The following is a 26,379-nucleotide window of genomic DNA, read 5'->3' on the forward strand; positions in this document are numbered from 1 at the left end:
GGCTCAGTTGATTTGAAATTTGTTTTGGAGCCGGGGGCGCAAAGCGGCCCCGGCGATCTCAAGCACTTACACCATCGACCGTCACCCAGTACCGGGTAAATCGCCGCACCCGCACTGGCAGTGCCACCTCCAGCATCTGCAAAATACGTTCGCTGTCGTCCAGCGGATAAGACCCGGAGATGCGAAGGTCAGCAACCCGCTCGCTACAGCTCAACTGCCCATGGCGATAACGCCCCAGTTCGGCGAGGAAATCGGCCAGGCGCATTTGCGATGCCACCAGCATGCCGTCGACCCAGGCCCCGACATTGCGATCGAGCGCTGACACCGACCGCCAACCACCTGTGAAGCGTGCCTGTTGCCCGGCCTGCAGCGGTTGACCGCCTGCACTGGCAACCCCGTCGAACACCGACACCAGGCTGTAACCGTCGAACTGGCGCACGTTGAAGCGCCCACGGTCCAGGCGTAGCGCGCCCTCGGCGGTACGCAACAGTAACGGCCGTGCATCACTGGCCACCTGCAATGCCAGTTCACCCTCGAACAGCCGTACCAACCGCTGCTGGCCGTCGAAGCGCACGTCGGCGGCACTGCGGGTGTTGAGCTGCAGCACGCTGCCATCGTCCAGCTGCATGCGTCGGCGCTGGCCCACCGGGCTGCGGTAGTCGGCCATCAGCCCGGGCAAAGGGCTGTGCTGTTGCAGGCCAAGCCCGGTGGCACTGGCCACACCAACCAGCAACAAGGCCTTGAGCGCGCGCCGCCGGGCCGGCGAGGGCGGGGCTTGCAGCGCTGCGTGCAGCACCGGCGACGACACGCCGCGCAGCCGCTGGTTGACCTGCTGAATATGCGCCCAGGCACGCTGGTGCTCCTGGTCGGCCTGCAACCAGTGGTTAAACGCCAGCTGCTGCACCTGGCCGAAATCATCGCTCTGCGACTCGATCAGCCAATGCACTGCCTGCTCCGCTACTTGCGGGGAAAACGAGGCGTTCACAGGGCGAAATAGCAGCGCATGGCCGCCTTGCTCAGGTAACGCTTGACCGTGGCCAGCGAGATGCCCAGTTCACGGGCGATTTCGCCTTGTCCCAAGCCATCTACCTGGGCTAGCAGGAAGGCGCGCTTGACCAGCGCTGGAAGGCCATCCAGCAGGCGGTCGAGCTCCAGCAGCGTTTCGAAAATGATCGCTTTCTGCTCTTCACTGGGTGTCAGCTCTTCCGGCACCTGGGCCAAGGCCAGCAGGTAGGCGCGCTCCAGCTCCTGGCGGCGAAAATGGTTGCACAGTACGCGCTTGGCCACGGTGGCGAGGAACGCGCGCGGCTCGACCAGCTGCGGCGCTTCGCGGGCCTGGAGCAGGCGCAGGTAGGTGTCCTGGGCCAGGTCGGCAGCACTCTGCGGGCAGCCCAGCCGACGGCGCAACCAGCCGGTCAGCCAGTTGTGGTGGGCATGGTAGAGGCCTTCGACGGTGGAAGAGAGCGCGCTGGGCACCGTGATACTCCGGCGCCTTGTCGCGCAACTGGTAGTAAGAATTGTTCGCATTATATTGAGGGGCGGCTTTTTCGGCAATCGCCGACGCTGCTTCAGGACCATGCGGCAAGACATCGCCTGGCCTTTGCTTATGAGAATTGAAATCATTATTATTGCACCCCCGAAAACGCCCGGACCTTCGCCATGACGCGCAAAACCGCCGGCCTCTCGCTTAGCTATCGCCTGGCCGTGACCTCACGCAGCCTCGCTGCGCTGCTGGGTGGCTACCTGCTGGCGTCCATGGCCAGCGCCTGTATTGCCTTGGTGGCACCCATGCCGAGGGTCGATGCCACGCTGATCGGGCTGCTGCTGTCGTTCGTTTTCTACCTGCTAGCGTTCATCTGGTGCTTCGCCTGTCGCAGCGCGTTGCGCGCCTGGCTGGGGGTATTGGCGCCTGGTGTGCTACTGGGCGTGATCAGCGGGTTGGCCTACTGGATGAAAACCCCATGAAAGAAGGCTTCCGCCAGGCCATGGCCTGGCTGCACACCTGGACCGGTCTTATCTTTGGCTGGCTGTTGTTCGCCATCTTCCTGACTGGCACGCTGTCGTACTTCAAGGACGAGATCAACCACTGGACTCAGCCCGAAGTGCGTCGCCACGCGCTCGACCCTGCAGCGAGCCTGGGGCTGGCGCAGCGCTACCTGGAAGCCAATGCCGGGCACGCTGGCAACTGGATGATCCGCTTGCCCAACGAGCGTGAAGCCGCAGTGAATGTGGGCTGGCGCGACCCGGATGGCGGGCGCCGGGGCTTTGTTAGCAAAAACCTCGACGCGCAGAGCGGTCAGCCGGTCGAAGCGCGTGAAAGCCGGGGCGGCGAGTTTTTCTACCGCTTCCACTTCCAGCTGGAAATGCCGCATCCCTTCGGCCGTTGGCTGTCGACCTTCTGCGCCTTCATCATGCTGCTGGGGCTGGTCACCGGCATCATCACCCACAAGAAGATCTTCAAGGAGTTCTTCACCTTCCGCCCCGGCAAGGGCCAGCGTTCCTGGCTGGACGGGCACAACGCCATCGGCGTGCTGGTGCTGCCGTTCCACCTGATGATCAGCTACAGCAGCCTGGTGCTGTTCATGTACCTGGTGATGCCGGCGGGCATCATGGCCAGCTATGGCAGTGACACCGGCAAGTACTTCAACGACCTGTTCGGTCGCAACGATGCACCCAAGGCGGCGCAAGTGGCCACACCACTGATAGCGCTGCCGGGCCTGTACGCCAAAGTGCAGGAACTGCAGCCGGGCGCGGGTATCGGCTTCATCCAGGTGCAGAACCCGGGTGACAGCAATGCACGCGTCACTTTCACGCAATCGGCCGCCGACCACGTGGCCTACCGGCGCAGCGCCAACTGGACCTTCGATGGCGTCAGTGGTGCGCTGCTGAGCCAGGGCAAGCCGGAGAGCGGGGTGATGATGACCGCCTTCAGCTTTGCCGGCCTGCACATGGGCAACTTCGCCGGGCCTTGGCTGCGCTGGTTGTACTTCTTCTTTGGCGTGGCCGGTACTGCGGTGATCGGCACCGGGCTGGTGATGTGGCTGGGCAAGCGCCAGCTCAAGCATGCCAAGCACGAACGCCTGCCGGGTGAGCTGCGCTTGGTCGAAGTGCTCAATATCGCCAGCATGAGCGGCCTGCTGCTAGCCGTGGCGGGCTTCTTCTGGGCTAACCGCCTGATCCCGTTGGGCGTCGACGGCCGGGCCGACTGGGAGGTCAACGCCTTCTTCACTGCCTGGGGGCTGTCACTGGTGCATGCCGTGGTGCGCAGCGGGCGTCGGGCCTGGGGCGAGCAACTGGCGCTGGGCGCGCTGGCTTTCGCCTTGCTGCCGCTGCTCAATGGCCTGACCACCGACCGGGGCCTGAACCATTCGTTACTGGCGGGTGACTGGGCCATGGCCGGCTTCGACCTGACCGCGCTGGCTACCGGCCTGCTCCTGGCCTGGCTGGCCGGCAAGATGCTGCGTAGCCCCAAGCCCGTGGCCAAGCGCCCCTCACGAGCGGTAAAAAAACCTAGCCCTGAAACAGCGGAGGCGAACTGATGCTGGGTAACGCACTGATCGCATTCGCCGGCTTCGTCGCCCTGTGCCTGGCCATGGAAAAACACTTCAGTGACCTGCTTGGGCGCAAGCCGCGCCCAGGGCAGCTGCGCCAGTTGCGTGGCGCTGGGTGGCTGCTTTTGCTGCTGTCGCTGCTGCTCAGCGTGCATTTGCGTGGCTGGGCCCATGGCCTGGTGGAGTGGACGGCGGTGATCATGGCCGGGGTGAGCTTGTGGGTGTTTGGCTTGCCATACCAGCCGCGCCTGCTGCTGGGCCTGGCCGCCGCCAGCGTGGTGCTGGGCCCGTTGCTGGCCGTGTTTGCCGTGTGAACCCGTGAGCGAACAAGGTGATATCAGCGAGCTTGACGCCAACAGCACAGGCGCGCGTGCGCGTTTCGTCCAGGTGTTCCAGGCCCAGCGGGCGCGCATGGAGGCACTGGTAAGCCGTCGGGTTGGCTGCCGCGCCACAGCATCGGACTTGATCCAGGAGTTGTTCCTGCGCTTCTGGCGCCGCCCTGAAGTCACGGTGGAGGCGCTGGACACCTACCTGCTGCGTTGCGCCGGCAACCTGGCCATCGACCACCTGCGCAGTGAAGGTAGCCGCGAACGTGTGGCCGAAGCCGCATTGCCGGTTGATGAAGCGACCATGGCCCAGGCGCCCGAGCTGGCCGTGGAAGCCGATCACGACTTGCAGCGCATCGAGGCCGCCTTGCGTGCCCTGCCCGAGCGTACCCGGCAGATCTTCCTGCTCAACCGCATCCACGGCTGCAAGTACGGCGAAATCGCCAAGGCCATGCAACTGTCCCAGAGCGCGGTGGAAAAGCATATGATGCGCGCCCTCGAAGCGTGCAAGGCGAGTGTTGCCGAGCCCGCGCATACCCCACGCCGGCCAGGGAGTGCCCGTCGATGAGCCGTTTACCGCCGATCACCGAGGCGCAGTCGCAGGCCGCCCTGCAGTGGCTCAGACGCATCAACGAGCAGCCTGCGCAAGCCGAGGGTGCGGCATTCAAGCGTTGGTTGCTGGCCGAACCCGGGCACCGCGCAGCCTATGACCAGGCCCAGGCGCTGTGGCAGAAAACTGCTGCCCCGGCGGCACGCTTGGCCGCCGAAGAACAGCAAGGCCTGCAACGCTACCTGGATGCCATGGCCAGGCCGCCGGCCAGGCGCCCGTGGCGGCAGCGGGTTGCGGCGCTGGCGGTAGCTGCCTGCCTGGTACTGGCCATGGGTGTTGCCGGTGGTTGGCACCCGGGGTACTGGTTGCGGGACTTGCAAGCCGACTACAGCAGTGCCGGGCAAATTCGCCAGGTAGTCCTGCAAGACCAGTCGCAGGTGACGCTGGATGCGGGCAGTGCAATTGCGGTCGACTTCGCCCATGGCGAGCGCCGCGTGCGGCTGTTGCATGGCGCGGCGTTCTTCCAGGTCACACATACCGGCGCGCCGTTCCTGGTCGAAGCTGGCGGTGGCGAGGTACGGGTGCTCGGCACTCAGTTCGAAGTGCGTGAGCAAGGGGAGGGCACCCAGGTTACGGTGCGCAACGGGCGTGTGGCGGTGAGCCCGGTACAGGGCGCCGTGGCGCGTGAACTGACGGCCAATCAGCAGGTGGCCTACGCCGCAGGCCGGGTGGGCGACACCCTGGCGGTGGACAGCGACAACCGCCTGGCCTGGCGCCAGGGCTGGCTGAATTACTACCAGGTACCGCTGGCGCAGGTGGTAGAGGACCTGGGACGTTATTACCCGGGGCGCATTCTGGTGCTTGATGGCGAGCTGAGGCAGCGTAAGGTCAGCGGCAGTTTCCCCGTTGATGAGCCGCTGCTGGCGCTGGATTCGCTGGGCAAGGTAATGGGTTTTTCGCGGCAGACCGTTTTGGGGCGGTTGACCTTGATTCGTTAGTCGCCTGTGCCGGCCTCTTCGCGGGTTCACACGCGAAGAGGCCCGCACAAGAAAAATATTCTTAGAAAGCGGGTGAGGTAACAGGACGTGGCATCCGTGTAATGAGTGGAAGTGCGATTCATTCGCAGTAATATCCCTCTCACAGGTCAGCGTCCATGAAGTTCTCCCCGCGTTGCGTCCCCCTCTGGCTCGGCCTTGCCATACTGCCAGCCATCGCTGTCGCCCCTCATGCCTGCGCCGCCGAGCAACAACAGGCCTACGCCTTCGCTCAGCCGGCCCAACCCCTGGCCCAGGCACTCAACGCCTTCAGCCGCATCACTGGCCAGAGCGTGGTCTACACCCTCGAATTGCCAGGCGTGCAGGCCCCGGCGCTGAACGGCAGGTACAGCGCCGAACAGGCCCTGCAACTGCTGCTGGGCGGCTCCGGCCTGGCCTGGCGGCGCATCGATGCTCGCACCCTGACCCTGGAAACGCTGGACATCTCCGGCGCCCTCAACCTGCAGGCCACCACCGTGACCTCGCAACTGGATGACTACAGTTACCAGCCCCCGGCCACGGCCTCGATCATGCGCGGGCAGGGCCCGAACCAGGACATCCCCCAGGCGATCAACGTGGTACCGGCCCAGGTCATCCGCGACCAGGCCCCGCGCAACCTCGACGATGCCCTGGCCAACGTCAGCGGTATCACCCAAGGCAACAACTTCGGCGGCACCGCCGATACGGTGATGAAGCGCGGCTTCGGCGACAACCGCGACGGCTCGATCATGCGCGATGGCATGCCCATCGTGCAGGGCCGCAGCCTCAACGCCAGCACCGAGCGGGTCGAAGTGCTCAAGGGCCCGGCCTCGCTGCTGTACGGCATCCAGGACCCGGGCGGGGTGATCAACGTGGTCAGCAAGCGCCCGCAGCTTGAGCAGTACAACGCCCTGACCGTGCGTGGCTCGACCTATGGCAGTGGCAAGAACGGCAGTGGCGGCGGGTTCGACAGCACCGGTGCGCTGGGCGACAGCAACTTTGCCTATCGGCTGATCGTCGACCACGAAGACGAGGACTATTGGCGCAACTTCGGCGTGCACCGCGAATCGTTGGTAGCGCCGTCGCTGGCCTGGCTGGGCGAGGACACCCAGGTGGTGCTGGCCTACGAGCACCGCGAATTCCTTTACCCCTTCGACCGTGGCACAGCGTTCGGCAAAAACGGCCACCCGCTGGATATCCCGGCCACGCGGCGCCTGGACGAGCCCTTCAATGACATGGAAGGGCGCTCCGACCTGTATCGCCTGGAGGTCGACCACCAGTTGGCCGATGACTGGAAGCTGCACTTCGGCTACAGCTTCAACCGCGAGACTTACGATGCCAGCCAGGTGAGGGTGTATGGCGTAGATGAAGAAAACGGCACGCTGTCGCGCAGTATCGACGGCACCCGCAACGCCATGAGCCGTGACCAGTTCGCGACCCTGAGCCTGGCAGGTAATGTGCAATTGGCCGGTATGCAGCACGATCTGTTGTTTGGCGTCGATCATGAGGACCGCAAGATCTTTCGCGGTGACCTGATCCGGCAAACGGCACAATCCACTTTCAGCTATGTAAACCCGATCTACGGCCAGGAGGTGGAGGGCACCACCGTAAAGGCCAGTGACAGTGACCAGACCGACAAGCTGCGTACCGATGCACTGTTCGTGCAGGACGCGCTGCACCTGGACGAGCACTGGATCCTGGTAGCCGGTGCGCGCTTCCAGCAATACGACCAGTGGGCCGGGCGCGGTCGGCCGTTCCAGGTCAACACCGACACCAGTGGCCAGGCCTGGGTGCCGCATGCCGGCATCGTCTACAAGGTCGACGACCAGCTGTCGTTCTATGGCAGCTACAGCGAGTCGTTCAAGCCCAATTCGACCATTGCACCGTTGACCGGCAATGTGCAGATCGACTCGTCGGTAGCGCCGGAGGAGGGCAAGTCGTGGGAGCTGGGTGCCAAGCTCGACATGCCGGGCCGCGTCACTGGCACTTTGGCGCTGTTTGATATCACCAAGCGCAACGTGCTGGTATCCAACTACGACACCGGCCTGCGCGAGACGGTGTACAGCAATGCTGGCGAGGTTAGCTCGCGCGGTGTCGAACTGGACCTGACCGGCCAGCTTAGCGAGCGCTGGAGCCTGATCGGCAGCTATGCCTTCACTGATGCCAAGGTCACCAAGGACCCTGCCCTGCAAGGCAATCGCCTGCAGAACGTGGCCCGGCACAGTGGCTCGCTGTCGGCGGTGTATGACTACGGCAGCCTGTTCGGCGGTGACCGCCTGCGTATCGGCACGGGGGCGCGCTATGTGGGGGAGCGAAGCGGCAACTCGACCAACACCTTCGACCTGCCGTCTTACACGGTGGCTGATGCCTTTGCCAGTTACGAGACCAAGCTGGACGAGCACAAGGTGTTGTTGCAATTGAACGTGAAGAACCTGTTCGACAAGGTTTACTACAGCTCGGCGGTGAACCAGTACTTTGTGGCCATTGGTGATGCGCGGCAGGTGAGCTTGTCGAGCACCTTGGAGTTCTGAACTGGCCTGTACCGGCCTCTTCGCGGCTAAAGCCGCTCCTACAGGTACAGCGTTGCCTTGGGGACTGGCGCGGCCCCTGTGGGAGCGGCTTCAGCCGCGAATGGCCAAACGGTACTCGCCCGGTGTGGCGCCAATGGCCTGCCGGAAGCGGTTACTGAAATGACTGGCACTGGCAAACCCGCACAACAAGGCAATTTCCCCCAGCGGCATCGCCCCCAACTGCAACAGCTGGCAAGCCCGATGCAGTCGCCGGGCCAGCAGGTACTGGTGCGGTGGCAGCCCGAAACTGGTGCGGAACATGCGCGCAAAGTGGTACTCGGACAGGTTGCAGCGCAGCGCCAGCTCACCCAGGGTGATGGGCTGGTCCAGGTATGCCTCGATGTAGTCGACCAACTGCCGGCGCAAACTCGGTGCCAGCCCGCCTTTCAGGCGCAGGCCCTGGCGCAGCCCCACCTGGCTGAGCAGCGCATGGTCGACGATCTCGTGCGCCAGGCTGCTGGCCAGCAAGCGCTCGCCAGGTTCGTCCCAGTCCAGGGTGATCAGCTGGCGAAAGCGCGCAGCCTGCTGCGGGTCGTCGAGAAAGGTCGCTTCCTGCAGCTGCAATTCGCGTGGTTCACGGTCGAGCAGGCGCACGCAGCCCAAGGCGAACTGCGCCTCGCTGACGTACAGGTGCGCCAGGCGGATGGCACCGTTCACCACCCAGTTCGACTCATGGCCAGCCGGCATGACGCACAACTTGCCGGGCGCGCCCTTGTCCGCCGGGCGCTGGCGGCGGAAGGTGCCGGTGCCGTCAGCGATGTAGCACGACAAGGTGTGATGGCTTGGCGCCTGGTAGTCACGGGCATCGTCGCGGTTGCGCCACAGCGCCGCCGCCAGCCCATCCCCCAGGTGCGCACTCAGCTCCAGGCGGGCGTGGGGCGAGGCGTGCATGGCGTTGAACACTTGCAGCTGGGTGAGTGGGGTCATGGCTGGTTCCTCTGAGGCCCATCCTACTGCGCCTTGGGCTTGCGTACAGCCACCAGAGGGACAAAAGCGCAAGTTTGTGCAAGCGCTTGGGGGCCTGATGCAAGAACACTGGAGCCTCGGCGAGGGCTGCGCCCTCGATCGCAGGCAAGCCAGCTCCTACAGGGACCGCGCCAGTCTGTAGGAGCGGGCTTGCCCGCGAAAAGCCGGGCACCGATCTGAAGGCCCCAAGGAACCACCGCCATGAACCTGTCACTCTACCTGCTCACCGTCCTGATCTGGGGCACCACCTGGATCGCCTTGAAACTCCAGCTGGGTGTGGTCGCCATCCCGGTTTCGATCGTCTACCGCTTTGCGCTGGCGGGCCTGATCCTGTTCGCCTTCCTGCTGCTCACCCGCCGCCTGCAGCCGATGAACCGCCGTGGCCACCAGATCTGCCTGGCCCAAGGCCTGTGCCTGTTCTGCGTCAACTTCATCTGCTTCCTCAGCGCCAGCCAGTGGATCGCCAGTGGCCTGATCGCCGTGGTGTTTTCCACCGCCACGCTGTGGAACGCGCTGAATGCACGGATCTTCTTCGGCCAGAAGATCGCCAGCAATGTGCTTGGTGGCGGTGCGCTGGGCTTGCTTGGCCTGGGCCTGCTGTTCTGGCCCGAGCTGTCGCACCACGCGGCCAGCCGCGAAACCCTGTACGGCCTGGGCTTGGCTTTGCTCGGCACGCTGTGCTTCTCGGCCGGCAACATGCTGTCGAGCATGCAGCAGAAGGCCGGGCTCAGGCCCATGACCACCAATGCCTGGGGCATGGTCTACGGGGCGCTGATGCTGGGGGTGTTCTGCGTGATCAGCGGCGTGCCGTTCAGCATGGAATGGAATGCGCGCTACATCGGCTCGTTGCTGTACCTGGTGGTGCCGGGTTCGGTAATTGCCTTTACCGCCTACCTGACCCTGGTCGGGCGCATGGGGCCGGAGCGGGCAGCGTACTGCACGGTGCTGTTCCCGTTGGTGGCGCTGAATGTGTCGGCGGTGGCCGAGGGGTATCAGTGGACGGCGCCGGCCTTGCTTGGGCTGGTGGCGGTGATGGCGGGGAATGTGCTGGTGTTTCGCAAGCCCAAGGCCCGGGTGGCTGAGGGCGTTGTGGTGGCCAAATAGGTAATGGTCTGCCTGCACTGGCCCTATCGCCGGTACAGGCAGAATAAGGCTATCAGCCCTTCCACACCTGCGGGTTCACCAGGTCCCGCGGCCGCTCACCCAGCAGCGCCGCACGCAGGTTGTCCATCGCCCGGTTGGCCATGGCCTCGCGGGTTTCGGCAGTGGCCGAGCCAATGTGCGGCAAGGTCAGCGCATTGGGCAGCTTGAACAGCGGCGAGTCGCTCAGCGGCTCTTTCTCGTACACATCCAGGCCGGCGCCGCGAATGGTGCCGTTCTGCAGTGCTTCGATCAGCGCCGCTTCATCGACCACCGGCCCACGGGCGATGTTGATCAGGAACGCGCTAGGCTTCATCAGCCTCAGCTCGCGGGTGCTGATCAGCTTGCGGGTGGCATCGGACAACGGCACCACGATGACCACGAAGTCCGCTTCGGCCAGCAGCTGTTCCAGGCTGCGGAACTGCGCGCCCAGTTCTTGCTCCAGCGCGGTCTTGCGGCTGTTGCCGCTGTACAGGATCGGCATGTTGAAGCCGAAGCGGCCACGGCGCGCCACCGCTGCACCAATGTTGCCCATGCCGACGATGCCCAGGGTCTTGCCATGCACATCGCTGCCGAAGTGGGCCGGGCCCACGGTGGCTTGCCAGTTGCCAGCCTTGGTCCAGGCATCCAGCTCGGCAGTGCGGCGGGCGCAGCCCATGACCAGCGAGAAGCCCAGGTCGGCCGTACTCTCGGTCAGTACATCCGGGGTATTGGTCAGGGCGATGCCGCGTTCGTTGAAGTAGTCCAGGTCGTAGTTGTCGTAACCGACCGACACGCTGGAAACCACCTCCAGCTTGGCCGCGCCTTCAAGCTGGGCGCGGCCGAGCTTGCGGCCAACGCCGATCAGGCCGTGGGCCTCGGGCAGGGCTTCGTTGAACTGGGCGTTGATGTCGCCGAGCTTGGGGTTGGGCAGGATCACGTTGAAGTCTTGCTGCAGGCGCTCGGCCATGGCCGGGGTGATACGGCTGAAGGCCAGGACGGTCTTTTTCATCGGGCTACTTCTCTGCAAGGCGGGGGCGGTGGAGGCCTCTTCGCGGGGTCACCCGCGAAGAGGCCAGCAATGGTTAGCAACCTACCATTGTCCGCCCCTGCAATGCAGCAGCTTTTTAGTTGGCGATCAGCACCTGATGGGTTTTCAGGTCCGCCTCATGCGCGGCAAGAATCTCCGGCAACGAATTGCGCAGGTACTCGACCCAGGTCTTGATCTTGGCATCCAGGTACTGCCGCGACGGGTAGATGGCATACAGGTTCAGCTCCTGCAGGCGGTATTCAGGCAACACCCGCACCAGGCTGCCGTCGCGCAGCCCGTCGATGGCCGAATAGATTGGCAGCACACCCACGCCCATGCCACTGCGAATCGCGGTTTTCATGGCATCGGCGGTGTTGACCATGAACGGCGAGCTGGTGATGTTGACCATCTCCTGGCCTTCCGGGCCGTCGAACAGCCACTTTTCCAGCGGGATCACCGGGCTGACCATGCGCAGGCAGGCGTGCTTGAGCAGGTCGGCAGGCTTCTGCGCCCCGCCGTGGCGGGCGATGTAGGCCGGGGAGGCGCAGACGATGCTGTAGGTGATACCCAGGCGCTGCGACACGAACCCCGAGTCGGGCAGTTCGGTGGCCAGCACGATGGACACGTCATAGCCCTCGTCGAGCAGGTCGGGCACGCGGTTGGCCATGGTCAGGTCGAAAGTCACGTCCGGGTGCGATTCGCGGTAGCGGGCAATGGCATCGACCACGAAGTGCTGACCAACCCCGGTCATCGAGTGCACCTTCAACTGCCCGGCCGGGCGCGCATGGGCGTCGCTGGCCTCGGCCTCGGCTTCTTCGACATAGGTAAGAATCTGTTCGCAACGCATCAGGTAGCGCTTGCCGGCTTCGGTCAGCGCAATGCGGCGGGTGGTACGGTTGAGCAGCCTTGTTTGCAGATGGGCTTCCAGGTTGGAGACCGCCCGCGACACGTTCGCGGTGGTCGTATCCAGTTGCGCGGCGGCAGCGGTAAAGCTGCCGAGCTGGGCTACGCAACTGAAAGCACGCATGTTTTGCAGGGTGTCCATGGGTCACTCTCGATGTAGAGGACAAAATTGTGTCACGAAGTAACGTAAAAAAGATGAAAAGTTGCCTTCGACCAAAGGCGGATTATCGCTGTTTTGGTAACAAAGATTCGCAGGAATCTGCGCTTATCGCCAGTGCTGCCGCCCCCTAGAATTGCCCGGCCCCTTCACCTCTTCCTCGGGAAATCGCAGCTGTGCCGCGTCGCATCATCAGAACGCTCAATGCGTTCAGTGCCTGTGCCCTTACCCTCACCTTGAGCGGCTGTATTGGAACCTGGGGCATTGCCCCGCAAAGCAAGACACTGCAAGCCAATACCCTGACCACCGATGCGGCCATACGCGAAGCCGCGACCGATGCCCATTGGCCCGACCAGCAGTGGTGGCACGCCTATGGCGACCCACAGCTGGACCGCTGGGTAGCCCTGGCCGTGGCCGGTAGCCCGAGCATGGCCATGGCCGCGGCGCGTGTGCGCGAGGCCAAGGCCATGGCTGGGGTGGTCGAGTCGGCAGAAAAGCTCCAGGTCAACGGCCAGGCCACGCTCAAGCGCCACAACTGGCCTGAAGACCAGTTCTACGGCCCTGGCGCGCTGTCGGGTGCCAACACCTGGGACAACAACGCCGCCATCGGTTTCAGTTACGCCCTCGACCTGTGGGGCCGCGAACGTAATGCCAGCGAGCAGGCCGTGGACCAGGCGCACATGAGCGTGGCCGAGGCCCGCCAGGCGCAGCTGGAGCTGCAGAATAACGTGGTGCGTGCCTATATCCAGCTGAGCCTGCACTTTGCCCAGCGCGATATCGTCAAGGCCGAGCTGGAACAGCAAGAGCAGATCCTGGCCCTGGCCAAGCGCCGCCTGGATGCCGGCATCGGCACCCATTTCGAGGTCAGCCAGGCCGAAGCGCCGCTGCCGGAAACCCACCGCCAGCTTGACAGCCTCAACGAAGAAATCGCCCTGACCCGCAATCAGCTGGCTGCTCTGGCCGGTAAAGGCCCGGGCGAGGGCGCGCAGTTGCAGCGCCCGACCCTGGCCCTGGCCGCGCCGCTGAAACTGCCGTCGAACCTGCCTGCCGAACTGGTCGGCCAGCGCCCTGACGTGGTCGCCAGCCGCTGGCAGGTGGCTGCCCAGGCGCGTGGCATCGACGTTGCCCATGCCGGCTTCTTCCCCAACGTCGACCTGGTCGGCAGCCTGGGCTTCATGGCCACCGGTGGCGGCCCGCTGGAGTTCCTCACCGGGCGCAAGTTCAACTACAACGTTGGCCCGGCCATCAGCCTGCCGATCTTCGACGGTGGCCGCCTGCGTTCGCAGCTGGGTGTGGCCTCGGCTGGCTATGACGTGGCCGTGGCGCGCTACAACCAGACCGTGGTCGGTGCGCTGAAGAACATCTCCGACCAGTTGATCCGTCGCGAGTCGATGAAAGAGCAGTCGCACTTCGCCGCCGAGTCGGTCGCCGCCGCGCAGAAAACCTACGACATCGCCATGGTCGCCTTCCAGCGTGGCCTTACCGACTACCTCAACGTGCTCAACGCGCAAACCTTGCTGTTCCGCCAGCAGCAGGTGCAGCAGCAGGTGCAGGCCGCCCGCCTGATTGCCCATGCCGAGCTGGTCACCGCCCTGGGTGGTGGCCTGCAGGCCGGCCAGGATGTGCCGAAAGAAGAACGCCAGGCAGCGCCGAAAACCCCGGCCACCCTGGCCATTTTCGACAAGAAGCCGGGTAACGCCGAATGAGCACTTCCAGTTTGCCCGTGCGCTGGCTGCAGAGCCTGGAATGGCGCCGGGGCTTCTTTGCCTGGGCACGCACCGACGGCGTGACCTGGGTGTACATCTTCAAGGTGCTGGCCGCGGCGTTCATCACCCTGTGGCTGGCCATGCGCCTGGAGCTGCCACAACCGCGCACGGCGATGATCACCGTGTTCATCGTCATGCAGCCGCAAAGCGGGCATGTGTTCGCCAAGAGCTTCTACCGGGTGCTGGGCACGCTGGCTGGCTCGGCGATGATGGTGGCGCTGATTGCCATCTTCCCGCAGAACACCGAGCTGTTCCTGCCCAGCCTGGCCCTGTGGGTAGGCCTGTGCTCGGCCGGTGCCATGCGCTACCGCACCTTCCGCGCCTATGGCTTCGTGCTGGCTGGCTACACCGCTGCGATGATCGGCCTGCCGGTGCTGCAACACCCCGACCAGGCATTCATGGCGGCGGTATGGCGGGTGCTGGAAATTGCCCTGGGCATCCTGGTGTCGACCTTCGTCAGCGCCGCGATCCTGCCGCAGTCGGCCAGTGCCGCCATGCGCAACGCCCTGTACCAGCGCTTCGGCGTGTTCGCCGGGGTTGTGGTGGAGGCCTTGCGCGGCGACAGCCAGCGCGACCGTTTCGAAAGCAGCAACGTACGCTTCGTTGCCGAAGCGGTGGGCCTTGAGAGCCTGCGCAACGTCACCGCTTTCGAAGACCCGCACATGCGCCGCCGCAGTGGCCGCCTGGTGCGGATGAACAGCGAGTTCATGGCCATCACCACGCGCTTCAATGCCTTGCACCGCTTGCTGGAGCGCTTGCGCGCCCGTGGCCCGCGGCAGATCGTCGGCGCCATCGAGCCAGGCCTGAATACCTTGGTGGAGCTGTTGCAGCCCTATGTGGGCCGGGCGTTGACCGACGCCGACGCGTTGCGCCTGACCCTGGAGCTGGCCGCCTACAAGGAAGGCCTGCAGGCCCAAGTGCGCGGCCTGCGCGCCGAGTACCTGGCGACCGACCCGAGCGAGGCCGACCAACTCGACTTCCACACCGCGTTCGAACTGCTGTACCGCTTCGTCGACGAGATGTACAGCTACGCCGAAACCCACGCCTCGCTGGCCGCGCACAAGCACGAACGCGAGCAGTGGGACGAGCCCTACGTGGCGCAGACCAGCTGGCTGGTGTCGCTGGCCGCCGGTGTGCGCGCCTCGGCGGTGCTGTTGCTGCTTGGTAGCTATTGGTTGCTCAGCGACTGGCCCAGCGGTGCCATGATGACCCTGATCGCCACGGTCACCGTAGGCCTCTCGGCAGCTTCACCGAACCCCAAGCGCATGTCGTTCCAGATGGCCTGCGGCACGGCCATCGGCGCCTTCGTCGGCTTCTTCGAAACCTTCTTCGTGTTCCCCTGGATCGACGGTTTCCCGCTGTTGTGCATGGTGCTGGCACCGGTGTTCGTACTGGGCGCGTTTCTCTCGTCACGGCCGGCTTATGCCGGCTATGGCATCGGCCTGCTGGTGTTCTTCGCCATTGGCTCGGTACCCAACAACCTGACCGTGTATGACCCGTACACCTTCATCAACGACTACATCGGCATGGTCATCGGCATGTTCGTCTGTGCCGCGGCCGGGGCGATCATCCTGCCGCCCAACAGCCGCTGGCTGTGGAGCCGCCTGGAGCAGGAACTGCGCGAGCAAGTGCTGTTCGCCATCAGCGGCCGCCTGCGCGGTATCGGCACGGCCTTCGAAAGCCGCACCCGTGACCTGCTGCACCAGGCCTATGGCCTGGCAGCCGGCAAGCCGCAGGTACAGAGCCAGCTGATGGGCTGGATGTTCACCGTGCTGGAAATTGGCCACGCCGTCATCGAACTGCGCAAGGAGCAGGCCCGTGCACCGGTGCACCCGGCCTACGCCGAGTCGCAGCCGTGGCGCCAGGCAATCCGCGTCATGGGCCGCGCCCTGGCCCGGCTGTTCCTGCAGCCCAGCGCCAGCAACCACGAACGCGCGCTGGTGGCGGTGGACCACGCCATCGCCCGCGTGCAGGCCACCGACGAGCCGTTCGCGCGGCACTTCGACACGTCGGTGCTGCGCCGCGCGCAAAGCTACCTGCACTTCATTCGTTCTTCCCTGCTCGACCCACAGTCGCCGCTGGTACCGGCGAAAGGACTGCACGATGCTCCGTGAAAGCATGCCCCGTGAAATCGCCTTCCATGGCGTGTACATGCCCACCATGACCTTGATGTTCCTGTTCGCCCTGGGCCTGGCCTGGGGCCTGGACCGGTTCATCGCCAGCCATGATGGCTACCGCTTCTTCTGGCACCCGGCGCTGCTGCGCCTGAGCCTGTTCGTCTGCCTGTTCGGCGCCCTGGCGCTGTCGCTCTACTGGTGAGAACCCCTTCGATGAAAAAGTTTTTCAGCCTGATCGCCACCCTGCTGGTGCTGACCGCTGCCGTGGTGATCGGTCGCCAGTTGTGGCTGCACTACATGACCACCCCATGGACCCGTGACGGCCGCGTGCGCGCCGACATCATCAACGTCGCCGCAGACGTGCCCGGCTACGTGGTGGACGTACCGGTCAAGGACAACCAGCGGGTGAAAAAGGGCGACCTGCTGATCCAGATCGATCCCGAGCACTACCAGCTGGCGGTCGACCAGGCCAAGGCGCTGGTCGCTTCGCGCAAGGCCACCTGGGAAATGCGCAAGGTCAACGCCAAGCGCCGTGCCGACATGGACAACCTGGTGATCTCCAAGGAAAACCGCGACGACGCCAGCAACATTGCCAACTCCGCCCAGGCCGACTACCAGCAGGCCCTGGCCGAACTGGCTGCCGCCGAGCTGAACCTCAAGCGCACGCACATCGTGGCGACAGTGGACGGCTACGTGACCAACCTGAATATTCACAAGGGCGACTATGCACGCACCGGTGAAGCGGTGATGGCGGTGGTCGACGAGAACTCGTTCTGGGTGTACGGCTTCTTCGAGGAAACCAAGCTGCCGCACGTGAAGGTGGGTGACCAGGCCGAGCTGCAGATGATGAGCGGTGAGCGCATCAAGGGCCATGTGGAGAGCATCGCTCGCGGTATCTACGACCGCGACAACCCGCAAAGCCGCGAGCTGATCGCCGATGTGAACCCGACCTTCAACTGGGTACGCCTGGCGCAACGGGTGCCGGTACGCATTCACATTGATGAAGTGCCGGAAGGGTTTTTGCTGGCGGCGGGGACGACGTGTACGGTGGTGGTGAAGCCGAGCGAGGGGTGACCTTCGGCGCCATCCCGGCCCACAGCAACTGCACCGCCTTCGAATACAGCGCTGGACCTGTGGGAGCGGGCATGCCCGCGAAGAGTCCAACGCAGTGGCTGGCACCGGCTACGCCGGTGTTCGCGGCGGTTCGACGCCTCGACGCGCCCGCTCCCACAGGGTATGCGGCGCGCCTGCCAGGATTGGTTCTCTGCGCGACAGCGCAGCCCTGTAGGGCTGTGTGATCTCCCACAATCACGCGCATTTTTTGAGTTTTGGGAAATGGCCTACTCGATTCAGAGAAGAATCGCGAGTTTTTGCTATTGGCGGTGTTTTACCAGGAGAGCAGTCTGGGACCGCCATTCAAGCAACTTTTCGCCTGATCGAGGAACACTCATCCCATGCCAGAAAAAGCGCCATCTCTGATCGACACGCCCACTGGCTACGGTGATTGGCTAGCTGACCTCAAGGTTCGTATTCATAAGGCCCAGCAAAAGGCCAGCCTTGCCGTGAACCGGGAGCTGGTGAGCCTTTACTGGCATCTTGGGCGAGACATCGTCGAACGACAGGTTGCTCAGGGTTGGGGGCCAAGGTGATAGAGCGACTGGCTCATGATCTGAAAACCGCGTTCCCGACGATGAAAGGCTTTTCGCGGGCCAACCTGATGTACATGCGTGCGTTTGCCGAGGCGTGGCCACAGGAGGCAATTGTCCAACAGGCTGTTGGACAATTGCCTTGGGGCCATAATCTGGTATTGCTGACGAAGCTTAAAAAGCCGGATGAGAGGCTTGCCTATGCGGTGCGTGCATCGGAGTACGGATGGTCGCGATCAACCTTGCAAATGCACATTGAGTCGAGGCTGCTGGAGCGGGAGGGCAATGGCGTCGCGAATTTTTCGACCTGTCTACAGCAGCCAGGCACTGATCTGGCTAATCAGCTTCTCAAGGATCCTTACCTTTTTGACTTCCTGAACGTAACCCCGGAAGCGAGTGAACGAGAGATTGAAGCAGCGCTGGTAGAGCACATCACTCAATTCCTGCTTGAGTTAGGAGCAGGTTTTGCCTTCGTCGGGCGGCAGGTACATCTGGAAGTCGGGGGTGATGACTTCTATATCGACCTCTTGTTTTACCACCTGAAGCTGCGTTGCTATGTGGTCATTGAATTGAAGGCTGAGAAGTTCAAGCCGGAGTATCTGGGGCAACTGAGCTTTTATCTCACTGCAGTTGACTTGCAGATGAAGCTGGAACAGGACAACCCTACGATTGGATTGCTTCTTTGCCAAGGTAAAAACGAGGTGGTCGCCGAGTACGCATTGCGAGGCAAGGCTCAACCTATTGGTGTCGCTGAGTTTCAGTTGATCAGTGCTTTACCGGAAGAGTTGCAGGCAAGCTTGCCCAGTATCGAGCAGATCGAGCGGGAACTGGCTAGTCGACGAGAATGATCCATACCTGTGGGAAGTCGCTCAAGCTTTCCCCACCAACACCGGCATCTCTACTTGATCAATCACCTTCGCGCTGATCGACGGATCCAACAGCCGCCCCAGCCGCGACAGGTGGCGGTGGCCCATGATGATCAGCTCGCAGTTCAACTCCTGCGCCTTGGCCACGATAGCTTCGACCGGCTGCCCGGCCACCATGCAGCCCTGGCTGGCGAAACCGGCCTGTTGCAACTCGGCAACGGCCTTGGCCACCGCGTCGTCGGCCTGGTGCTGTTCTTCGCAGGCGGCGGGATATTCCTCCAGTTCTTCGGAGGTGTAGGGCGCGGGTTGCTCGTGTACGGCGAAGGTGGCGTCGATGGCCAGCAGCACGTGCAACTCATCTTCGCCGGGGCGGCAGTAGCGGCGGGCGAGGGTGAGCAGGGCGGTGGACGCGGGGGAGGCGTCGATGGCGATCAGAACGGGGCTGGGCATTGGGGATCCTTGTTTCAGTCTGGCTGTGTGGTTGTCTGTTCTGGCCTCTTCGCGGGTAAACCCGCTTACACAGTAACCTCACAATGCCCGAGGGTTGTGCAGTACCTGTGGGAGCGGGTTTACCCGCGAAAGGGCCGAACCTGCCATACATTATTCTTGGCCCAATTCACTGCCTGAATAAATGCCCCACCACGCACGAGCGCATTGCGTCTGGTGCAATCCAGCAACCTGCTACCATCGCCGTTCCCACAGCTGTAACGGAAAACGGCCATGCAACTCCCGGACATGAACCTGCTCGTCGCCCTCGATGCCCTACTCGACGAAGGCAGCGTGGTGGGTGCGGCGCAACGCATGAACCTGAGCCCGGCAGCCATGAGCCGGACCCTGGGGCGCATCCGCGATGCCCTGGGTGACCCGATCCTGGTGCGTGCCGGCCGTGGCCTGGTGCCAACCCCGCGGGCGCTGGCCCTGCGCGAGCAGGTGGCGGCGCTGGTGGAGCAGGCCGGCGAGGTTTTTCGCAGCGCCGATGAGGTCGACCTGGCCAAGCTCGACCGGGCCTTCAACATCCGCACCAACGACCTGTTCATCGCCCTGTACGGCGCCCAGTTACTGCGCCGCATGCACGAGCAGGCACCACGCACGGTGCTGCGTTTCGTGCCGGAAAGCCCCGGCGGCGATGACGACAGTGTGCTGCGCGACGGGCGTACCGACCTGATCATCAGCTCGACCGTGGACCTGGGGCCGGAGATCAAAGTGCAGAGCCTGTTCCAGACTTACTACGTGGGCCTGGCGCGGCGCGACCACCCGATCTTCGATCAACCGATCACGCCGACCAGCTTTGCCAGTTACCCACAAATCAGCGTTTCCCGCCGCGGCAGGGCCAACGGGCCGATCGATGTCGAACTGGCCAACTTCAAGGTGCAGCGGCGGGTGGCGTTGATTACCCCGAGTTTTCACTCGGCGCTGTTCTCGTTGCCAGACTCCGATCTGATCCTGCCGATGCCGGCGAACATCCTCAACAGCGTGCACAAGCTCGGGCTGCCGCTGCGCTCTTTCGAGATTCCGGTGCCGCTCGAGCGGGTGACCGTACTGCAGGCGTGGCACCCGAGGTTTCACAATGACCCGGCACACCGCTGGTTGCGGCAGACTCTGAAGGCCTGCTGCAGTGTTGACCCTTGAAAGAGTTTTCGCCTGTACTGGCCTCTTCGCGGGTGACCCGCTCCCACACCAGGTGTGGTGTACCTGCGGGAGCGGGCGTGCCCGTGAAGAGGGCAACTCGGTTCCGAGGTGGATTGCGTCTGACGCAACATAAACCTACCGAGAAGTCAGTTTTCGTCAGCATTCGACCTTCTTAGACTTGCTCCAGTCGCAAATTTGTTGCTGGAGATGTCTGCCCATGAGTTCCCTGTCCGCCCCGTCTGCCGCGATTGCCGCCGCCCCCGCGCCGGCCGCCCCTGCGCAGACTGCGTTCGGCCTGCAGGTAGTGGTCGGCCTGTTCGGTGTGTTGCTGGCTGTGCTGTGCGCGGGCCTCAACGAGTCGGTAACCAAGATTTCCCTGGCTGATATCCGTGGGGCCATGGGCATCGGTGCCGACGAAGGCGCCTGGCTGCTGGCGGTGTACAGTGCCGCCTCGGTCTCGGCCATGGCCTTTGCGCCATGGTTGGCCACCACCTTTTCGCTGCGGCGCTTCACCATGAGCGCTATCGGCCTGTTCGCCGTGCTCGGCCTGCTGCAACCCTTCGCCCCCAACCTGCACAGCCTGATGCTGCTGCGCGTGCTGCAGGGCTTCGCCTCTGGCGCCTTGCCACCAATGCTGATGAGCGTGGCCCTGCGCTTTCTGCCGCCGGGCATCAAGGTCTATGGCCTGGCCTGCTACGCCCTCACCGCCACCTTCGGCCCTAACCTCGGCACGCCACTGGCTGGGTTGTGGACCGAATACGTCGGCTGGCAATGGGCGTTCTGGCAGATCATCCTGCCCTCGGCACTGGCCATTGCCTGCGTCGGCTGGGGCCTGCCACAGGACCCGCTGCGCCTGGAGCGCTTCAAGCAGTTCGACTGGCGTGGCCTGCTGCTCGGCCTGCCGGCCATCAGCTGCATCGTGCTGGGCCTGTCGCTGGGCGACCGCTGGGGCTGGTTCGACTCGCCGCTGATCTGCTGGCTGCTCGGCGGCGGCCTGCTGCTGCTGGTGCTGTTCATGTACAACGAGTGGTCCGAACCGCTGCCGTTCTTCCAGTTGCGCATGTTGTCGCGGCGCAACCTGAGTTTCGCCCTGGTAACCCTGGCCGGTGTGCTGATCGTGCTTTCGGGCGTGGGCAGCATCCCGTCGGCCTACCTGGCGCAGATCCAGGGCTACCGCCCGGCACAGACCAGCCCGTTGATGATGCTGGTGGCCATGCCGCAGCTGATCGCCCTGCCGCTGACTGCCGCACTGTGCAACGTCCGCGCAGTGGACTGCCGCTGGGTGCTGGGCATCGGCCTGGCGATGCTGGCGGTGTCCTGCGTTGGTAGCAGCGTGCTGACCAGCGAGTGGATCCGTGGCGACTTCTACCCGTTCTACCTGCTGCAGGTGTTCGGCCAGCCGATGGCGGTGCTGCCGTTGCTGATGCTGTCGACCAACGGCATGACCCCGCAGGAAGGCCCGTTCGCCTCCAGTTGGTTCAACACCGTCAAAGGGCTGGCTGCGGTGATCGCCGGTGGCCTGCTGGACGCCCTTGGCACCCTGCGCCGGCATTTCCATTCCAACCACCTGGTAGACAGCCTGGGCAACGCCCCGCTGGTCGACGGCAACGCCGCAGGCCTGGCCAAGCGCATCCACGACCAGGCGCTGGTGCTGACCTCGGCCGACCTCTACCTGGTCATGGCCTGCATCGCCGTTGCCCTGATCTGCCTGATTCCTTTCGTGCCTACCCGGGTCTATCCGCCGCGCGCGGTGGCCTGAACCCTGGATGAATTCGAGAACCACTGAAATGACCAACAACCGCAAAACCCTATTCATCGGCTCGGTGCTGGCCGTCGCCGTCCTGGCTGGCATCGTCGGCCCCTGGATGTTCGGCAGTGACCACCGCCAAAGCACCAATGATGCCTATGTGATCGCCGACTACACCGTGGTCGCGCCGAAGGTTGCCGGCTTCATCAAGGAGGTGCTGGTGGAAGACAACCAGCAGGTCACGGCCGGCCAGTTGCTGGCGACCATCGATGCCCGTGACTACCAGGCCGCGCTGGATGCCGCGCAGGCGCAGTTGCTGGTCGCCCAGGCGCAAAGCGCCGATGCCCGCGCCACCCTTGAGCGCCAGGCGGCGCTGATTGCCCAGGCCGAGGCCGCAGTGAAAGCGGCCCAGGCCGAGGTGGCGTTCGCCGACCACGAGGTCAACCGCTACAGCCGCCTGGCCGAACAGGGCGCCGGTACCGTGCAGAACGCCCAGCAGGCGCGCAGCGGGGTCGACCAGGCCCGTGCGCGCCTGGCCAATGCCCAGGCGGCGCTGGTGGCGGCGCGTAAGCAGGTGGACATTCTTACCGCGCAAGTGGCCAGTGCCGATGGCCAGCTCAAGCGCGCCGAAGCGGGCCTGGAAAAGGCCCAGCTCGACCTGTCCTACACCCGTATCACCGCGCCGGTAGACGGCATGGTCGGCGAGCGCGCCCTGCGTGTCGGTGCCTATGTCAACCCGGGCACGCGCCTGCTGTCGGTGGTGCCATTGCAACAGGCCTATGTGGTTGGCAACTTCCAGGAAACCCAGCTGACCCACGTGCAGCCTGGCCAGCCGGTGAGCATCAGCGTCGACACCTTCTCCGGTGAAAAGCTGCAAGGCCATGTGGAAAGCATCGCCCCGGCCACCGGCGTGACCTTCGCTGCAGTCAAGCCAGACAATGCCACGGGTAACTTCACCAAGGTGGTGCAGCGCATCCCGGTGAAGATCGTCTTCGATGACGGCCAGCCGCTGCTCAGCCGCCTGCGTGTGGGCATGTCGGTGGAAGCGACCATCGATACCCGTGGCGACAAGCTGGATGGCACAGAGGTAAGCGCACGATGAAACCGGTATTACGCTTGAGCCCGTTGCTGCTGGCCGCACTCATGGCCGGTTGCACCATGGGCCCGGACTTCCTGCGCCCCGACAGCCAGGCACCGCAACAGTGGGCGCCGCTGCAAGGCGAGGCAGCGGCCAGCCAGCCACAGGCCGAGCCGTTGGAACTGCGCTGGTGGGAAACCTTCCACGATGCCCGCCTGAGTGCCTTGATCCAGCGGGTTGCCGAGCGCAACCTCGACCTGCAGATGGCCAGTGCGCGACTGCTGCAAAGCCGTGCCCTGCGCAGTACCGTGGCCGCAGAAGAAGTGCCGTCGGTGGATGTGAACGCCGGCTACACCCGCGCCCGCAACAGCGCCGAAGGCCTGAGTGACCCGTCTGGCAAAGCGGGTAAAGAAGCTTTCAACCTGTGGCAGGGTGACCTTGTGGCCGGCTGGGAGCTGGACTTGTGGGGCCGCGTACGGCGCCAGGTCGAAGCTGCCGATGCCACCGTCGAAGTGGCCGAGAACGACCGTCGCGGCGTGCTGTTGGCACTGCTTTCGGAAACCGCCGGCAACTACATCCAGCTGCGCGCCGTGCAGCACACCCTCGATGTGACGCAGGACAACCTCAAGGTCGCTCAGCACAGCCTGAAGCTGTCGGAAGATCGCCAGGCCGAAGGCGTTGCCACGCGCCTGGATGTGGCCCAGGCCAGTGCCCAGGTCGCTTCGATCGAGGCCCGCCTGCCAAGCCTGGAAGCCCGCCGTGATGACCTGATCAACGCCCTCAGCCTGCTCGCCGCCGAACCGCCGCGCAGCTTGCAGGCCGAGTTGCTGCAGGGCGGCGAACTGCCTGTGCCGCAGCAGAAGTTTGCTATCGGTTTGCCGTCCGAACTGGCCGAGCGCCGTCCGGACATCCGCCAGGCCGAGGCCCGCCTGCATGCCGCCACTGCCAGCATTGGCGTGGCCAAGGCCGACTTCTACCCGAGCATCCGGTTGTCGGGCAGTGTCGGTTTCCAGGCCATGCAGTTGTCCGATTTCGGTGGCTGGGATTCGCGCCGTTTCGCCTTCGGGCCGCAGCTATCGTTGCCGATTTTCGAGGGCGGCCGGCTCAAGGGCACCCTGGAACTGCGTGAAGCTCAGCAGCAGGAAGCCGCGCTGAACTACCGCAAGGTGGTACTCGGTGCCTGGCATGAAATCGACGATGTGCTACGCCTGTACAACGCCAGCCAGTTGCGTCGTGACCACTTGGCCGAGGCGGTGCGGCAGAATCGCATCGCCCTGGAAACTGCCCAGCGCCAGTATGTGGAAGGGGCGGTGGACTTTCTCAATGTGCTGACGGTGCAGGGTGCCTTGCTGGCCAGCGAGGAGCAGTGGATCGACAGCTCGGCGGCGGTGTCGCAGGCGCTGGTGGGGCTGTACAAGGCCCTGGGTGGTGGCTGGCAGGCGTTTGATGAGCAGCCGGTGAAGAAAGCATAAAAGCGGGGGCTGCAAAGCAGCCCCGGCAATTGACCTGTTTACCTAGGAGGCACAGATGCACATTTCCTTGAACGGCAAGCGCGCCATCGTCAGCGGCTCCACCGCCGGCATTGGCCTGGCCATCGCCATTGGTCTGGCCGAGGCGGGGGCCGAAGTGGTCCTCAACGGCCGCACCCAAGCCCGCGTCGACGATGCCCTCAAGGCTGTGCGCGCGCGCCTGCCACAAGCACGCATCATCGGTATCGCCGCCGACCTCGGCACCCAGGACGGTGCGCAGAAGCTGTTCAACCAGGTGCCGCACACCGACATCCTCATCAACAACCTCGGCATCTTCGAGCCCAAGCCGTTCTTCGAGATCGAGGATGACGACTGGCAGCGCTTCTTCGACGTCAACGTGCTCAGCGCCGTACGCCTGTCGCGTCACTATGCCCAGGGCATGGCCGAGCGCAAATGGGGGCGGGTGGTGTTCCTGTCCAGTGAGTCGGCATTGCAGATCCCGACCGAGATGATTCATTACGGCATGACCAAGACTGCGCTGCTGGCGGTGTCGCGTGGGTTGGCCGAGACCCTGGCCGGTACCGGGGTGACGGTGAATTCGGTATTGCCGGGGCCTACCCGCTCGGAGGGTGTGGGAGCGTTCTTTGCCAAGCTGGCCGAGGAGCAGGGGGTGCCGACCGAAAAGTTGGAGGCTAATTTCCTGGCTGAGCACCGGCCGACTTCGCTGATCAAGCGGCTGGCTACGGTGGAGGAGGTGGCCAACATGGTGGTGTATCTGGCTTCGATGCAGGCCAGCGCGACTACCGGGGCGGCCTTGCGAGTGGATGGTGGGGTGCTGCGTTCCATTGCCTGATTTGTAGTGCCCGTGCGGGCCGATTCGCGGGTGAACCCGCTCCTACAACGATCGCGTAACCCTGTGGGAGCGGGTTTACCCGCGAAGAGGCCCGTACAGGCAACCCATCAATCAGAGCGGGCGCAGCAAGCCAAAGCGTTTGCGCAACGCCCAATCCAGCAACCGCCGCGGCAGTAACCCGGCCATCAACGGCAACGCCTTACTGCCATTGCCCAGCCGCACCACTGCCGGCACCGGCGACTTGCCCACAGCCGCCAATACCCCCTGGGCAAACACTGCCGCCGATGTCGGTTTGTCCTGCGAAGCCCGTGCCCGCGCCTGCACATATTCGCGCAATGGCCACCACGCCGAATCCGCCGCCAGCACCTGCTCGGCCTGGCGCTGGGCATTGCTGGCGAACTGCGAGGCAATCGCCCCCGGCTGCACTTCCATTACCTGAACACCAAACGGCGCCAGTTCCAGGCGCAAGGCATCGCTCAGGGCATGCACGGCGGCTTTCGAGGCGCAGTAGGCGCCAGCGAACGGGGTAACCAGCACGCCGGAAACGCTGCCGATATTCACCACCAGGCCCCGCGAACGGCGCAGCAGCGGGAACAGTGCACGGGTGACGCCGACCACGGCGAACACGTTGGTTTCGAACTGCTGGCGCAAGGCATCCACGCCGCCATCGAGCAACGGGCCCATGGCGCCGTAGCCGGCGTTGTTGATCAGGATATCGAGGGTTTCCAGTTCCTCGGCCAGCCGGGCCAGGGCCTCGCTGTCGTTCACGTCCAGTTGCCGGGCGGTATAGCCAGCGGCACTCAGTTGCTCGACATCTTCAGGCTTGCGGGCGGTGGCCCAAACGTGGTGGCCGGCATCGCGGAAGGCGTCGGCCAGGGCGCGGCCGATGCCGCTGGAACAACCGGTGATCAGGACGGTGGGCATGGTTGGGCCTTTGATCAAGGTGAGAGATGTGTAGCTTGCACTGGTCCTATCGCCGGCAAGCCAGCTCCCACAAGGACCCCACAGGCTCTGAAACCTGTG

At 64.3% G+C, this 26,379-nt stretch carries 23 protein-coding genes and 1 pseudogene; 17 read left to right on the plus strand and 7 right to left on the minus strand.

Annotated features, from left to right (window positions below):
* Positions 1-58 precede the first annotated feature (58 nt).
* Both ABE456_RS01495 and ABE456_RS01500 read right to left on the minus strand, forming a co-directional pair.
* Complete coding sequence (locus ABE456_RS01495) at positions 59-985, minus strand: FecR family protein (protein ID WP_346642409.1); 927 nt, start codon at positions 983-985, stop codon at positions 59-61.
* Positions 982-1,476, minus strand: a complete 495-nt coding sequence (locus tag ABE456_RS01500; protein WP_346642410.1) for a sigma-70 family RNA polymerase sigma factor — start codon at positions 1,474-1,476, stop codon at positions 982-984. Before ABE456_RS01500 ends, ABE456_RS01495 begins: the two co-directional genes overlap by 4 nt.
* A gap of 183 nt (positions 1,477-1,659) precedes the next feature.
* Here ABE456_RS01500 and ABE456_RS01505 point away from each other — a divergent pair, with 183 nt between their 5' ends.
* The 6 genes from ABE456_RS01505 (at position 1,660) to ABE456_RS01530 (ending at position 7,971) form a co-directional block, all read left to right on the plus strand.
* On the plus strand, positions 1,660-1,965 hold the full coding sequence (locus ABE456_RS01505) for a DUF3649 domain-containing protein (RefSeq protein ID WP_346642411.1): 306 nt from the start codon (positions 1,660-1,662) through the stop codon (positions 1,963-1,965).
* Positions 1,962-3,539: a PepSY-associated TM helix domain-containing protein gene (locus ABE456_RS01510; protein WP_346642412.1), complete on the plus strand. Its 1,578-nt coding sequence runs from the start codon at positions 1,962-1,964 to the stop codon at positions 3,537-3,539. Before ABE456_RS01505 ends, ABE456_RS01510 begins: the two co-directional genes overlap by 4 nt.
* Positions 3,539-3,865 carry a DUF3325 domain-containing protein gene (locus ABE456_RS01515; RefSeq protein ID WP_346642413.1) on the plus strand — a complete coding sequence of 109 codons (327 nt, stop codon included), beginning with the start codon at positions 3,539-3,541 and terminating at the stop codon, positions 3,863-3,865. The genes ABE456_RS01510 and ABE456_RS01515 overlap by 1 nt, the downstream gene beginning before the upstream one ends.
* Positions 3,866-3,869: 4 nt before the next feature.
* Positions 3,870-4,445 (plus strand): sigma-70 family RNA polymerase sigma factor, encoded by a 576-nt coding sequence (locus ABE456_RS01520; RefSeq protein ID WP_346642414.1) that lies wholly within the window; start codon positions 3,870-3,872, stop codon positions 4,443-4,445.
* The gene (locus ABE456_RS01525) at positions 4,442-5,425 is read left to right on the plus strand and encodes a FecR domain-containing protein (RefSeq protein WP_346642415.1); all 984 of its coding nucleotides are present in this window, start codon (positions 4,442-4,444) and stop codon (positions 5,423-5,425) included. The genes ABE456_RS01520 and ABE456_RS01525 overlap by 4 nt, the downstream gene beginning before the upstream one ends.
* Before the next feature lie 155 nt (positions 5,426-5,580).
* The gene (locus ABE456_RS01530; protein ID WP_346642416.1) at positions 5,581-7,971 is read left to right on the plus strand and encodes a TonB-dependent siderophore receptor; all 2,391 of its coding nucleotides are present in this window, start codon (positions 5,581-5,583) and stop codon (positions 7,969-7,971) included.
* A 90-nt stretch (positions 7,972-8,061) separates the two neighbouring features.
* Here the strand turns inward: ABE456_RS01530 and ABE456_RS01535 are convergent, their stop codons facing one another.
* Positions 8,062-8,937: an AraC family transcriptional regulator gene (locus ABE456_RS01535; protein WP_346642417.1), complete on the minus strand. Its 876-nt coding sequence runs from the start codon at positions 8,935-8,937 to the stop codon at positions 8,062-8,064.
* Between the two features lie 240 nt (positions 8,938-9,177).
* Between ABE456_RS01535 and ABE456_RS01540 the strand changes: the two genes are divergently transcribed.
* On the plus strand, positions 9,178-10,080 hold the full coding sequence (locus ABE456_RS01540) for an EamA family transporter (protein ID WP_346642418.1): 903 nt from the start codon (positions 9,178-9,180) through the stop codon (positions 10,078-10,080).
* 52 nt (positions 10,081-10,132) lie between these two features.
* Here ABE456_RS01540 and ABE456_RS01545 read toward each other — a convergent pair whose 3' ends face one another.
* Both ABE456_RS01545 and ABE456_RS01550 read right to left on the minus strand, forming a co-directional pair.
* Positions 10,133-11,107 carry a D-glycerate dehydrogenase gene (locus ABE456_RS01545; RefSeq protein ID WP_346642419.1) on the minus strand — a complete coding sequence of 325 codons (975 nt, stop codon included), beginning with the start codon at positions 11,105-11,107 and terminating at the stop codon, positions 10,133-10,135.
* 115 nt (positions 11,108-11,222) lie between these two features.
* Positions 11,223-12,170, minus strand: coding sequence for a LysR family transcriptional regulator (locus ABE456_RS01550; RefSeq protein ID WP_346642420.1), 948 nt, complete (start codon positions 12,168-12,170; stop codon positions 11,223-11,225).
* Between the two features lie 191 nt (positions 12,171-12,361).
* Here ABE456_RS01550 and ABE456_RS01555 point away from each other — a divergent pair, with 191 nt between their 5' ends.
* The 5 genes and pseudogenes from ABE456_RS01555 (at position 12,362) to ABE456_RS01575 (ending at position 18,562) form a co-directional block, all read left to right on the plus strand.
* Positions 12,362-13,891 (plus strand): efflux transporter outer membrane subunit, encoded by a 1,530-nt coding sequence (locus ABE456_RS01555; protein ID WP_346642421.1) that lies wholly within the window; start codon positions 12,362-12,364, stop codon positions 13,889-13,891.
* Positions 13,888-16,065, plus strand: a complete 2,178-nt coding sequence (locus ABE456_RS01560; RefSeq protein ID WP_346642422.1) for an FUSC family protein — start codon at positions 13,888-13,890, stop codon at positions 16,063-16,065. The genes ABE456_RS01555 and ABE456_RS01560 overlap by 4 nt, the downstream gene beginning before the upstream one ends.
* A gap of 4 nt (positions 16,066-16,069) precedes the next feature.
* Positions 16,070-16,270 carry a DUF1656 domain-containing protein gene (locus ABE456_RS01565; RefSeq protein ID WP_008097766.1) on the plus strand — a complete coding sequence of 67 codons (201 nt, stop codon included), beginning with the start codon at positions 16,070-16,072 and terminating at the stop codon, positions 16,268-16,270.
* An 11-nt stretch (positions 16,271-16,281) separates the two neighbouring features.
* Positions 16,282-17,142 (plus strand): HlyD family secretion protein, encoded by an 861-nt coding sequence (locus ABE456_RS01570; protein ID WP_264360721.1) that lies wholly within the window; start codon positions 16,282-16,284, stop codon positions 17,140-17,142.
* A gap of 380 nt (positions 17,143-17,522) precedes the next feature.
* Positions 17,523-18,562, plus strand: a pseudogene (locus ABE456_RS01575) (PDDEXK nuclease domain-containing protein).
* Between the two features lie 21 nt (positions 18,563-18,583).
* Here the strand turns inward: ABE456_RS01575 and ABE456_RS01580 are convergent.
* Positions 18,584-19,030: a universal stress protein gene (locus tag ABE456_RS01580; RefSeq protein WP_346642423.1), complete on the minus strand. Its 447-nt coding sequence runs from the start codon at positions 19,028-19,030 to the stop codon at positions 18,584-18,586.
* A 270-nt stretch (positions 19,031-19,300) separates the two neighbouring features.
* On the opposite strand from ABE456_RS01580, the gene ABE456_RS01585 reads away from it, so the two are divergent.
* The 5 genes from ABE456_RS01585 (at position 19,301) to ABE456_RS01605 (ending at position 25,356) form a co-directional block, all read left to right on the plus strand.
* Positions 19,301-20,209, plus strand: coding sequence for a LysR family transcriptional regulator (locus ABE456_RS01585; RefSeq protein ID WP_346642424.1), 909 nt, complete (start codon positions 19,301-19,303; stop codon positions 20,207-20,209).
* Between the two features lie 217 nt (positions 20,210-20,426).
* A complete protein-coding gene (locus ABE456_RS01590) occupies positions 20,427-21,968 on the plus strand; it encodes an MFS transporter (protein WP_346642425.1) in 1,542 nt (513 codons plus the stop codon).
* A gap of 28 nt (positions 21,969-21,996) precedes the next feature.
* The gene (locus ABE456_RS01595) at positions 21,997-23,058 is read left to right on the plus strand and encodes an HlyD family secretion protein (RefSeq protein ID WP_346642426.1); all 1,062 of its coding nucleotides are present in this window, start codon (positions 21,997-21,999) and stop codon (positions 23,056-23,058) included.
* Entirely contained in the window at positions 23,055-24,506 is a 1,452-nt protein-coding gene (locus ABE456_RS01600; protein ID WP_346642427.1) for an efflux transporter outer membrane subunit, read from the plus strand. The genes ABE456_RS01595 and ABE456_RS01600 overlap by 4 nt, the downstream gene beginning before the upstream one ends.
* Positions 24,507-24,561: 55 nt before the next feature.
* Positions 24,562-25,356: an SDR family oxidoreductase gene (locus ABE456_RS01605; RefSeq protein ID WP_346642428.1), complete on the plus strand. Its 795-nt coding sequence runs from the start codon at positions 24,562-24,564 to the stop codon at positions 25,354-25,356.
* Between the two features lie 111 nt (positions 25,357-25,467).
* On the opposite strand, the gene ABE456_RS01610 is transcribed toward ABE456_RS01605, so the two are convergent.
* Positions 25,468-26,280, minus strand: coding sequence for an SDR family oxidoreductase (locus ABE456_RS01610; protein ID WP_346642429.1), 813 nt, complete (start codon positions 26,278-26,280; stop codon positions 25,468-25,470).
* Between the last annotated feature and the right edge of the window lie 99 nt (positions 26,281-26,379).

Source organism: Pseudomonas sp. TWI929, assembly GCF_039673335.1.
Lineage (GTDB): Bacteria > Pseudomonadota > Gammaproteobacteria > Pseudomonadales > Pseudomonadaceae > Aquipseudomonas.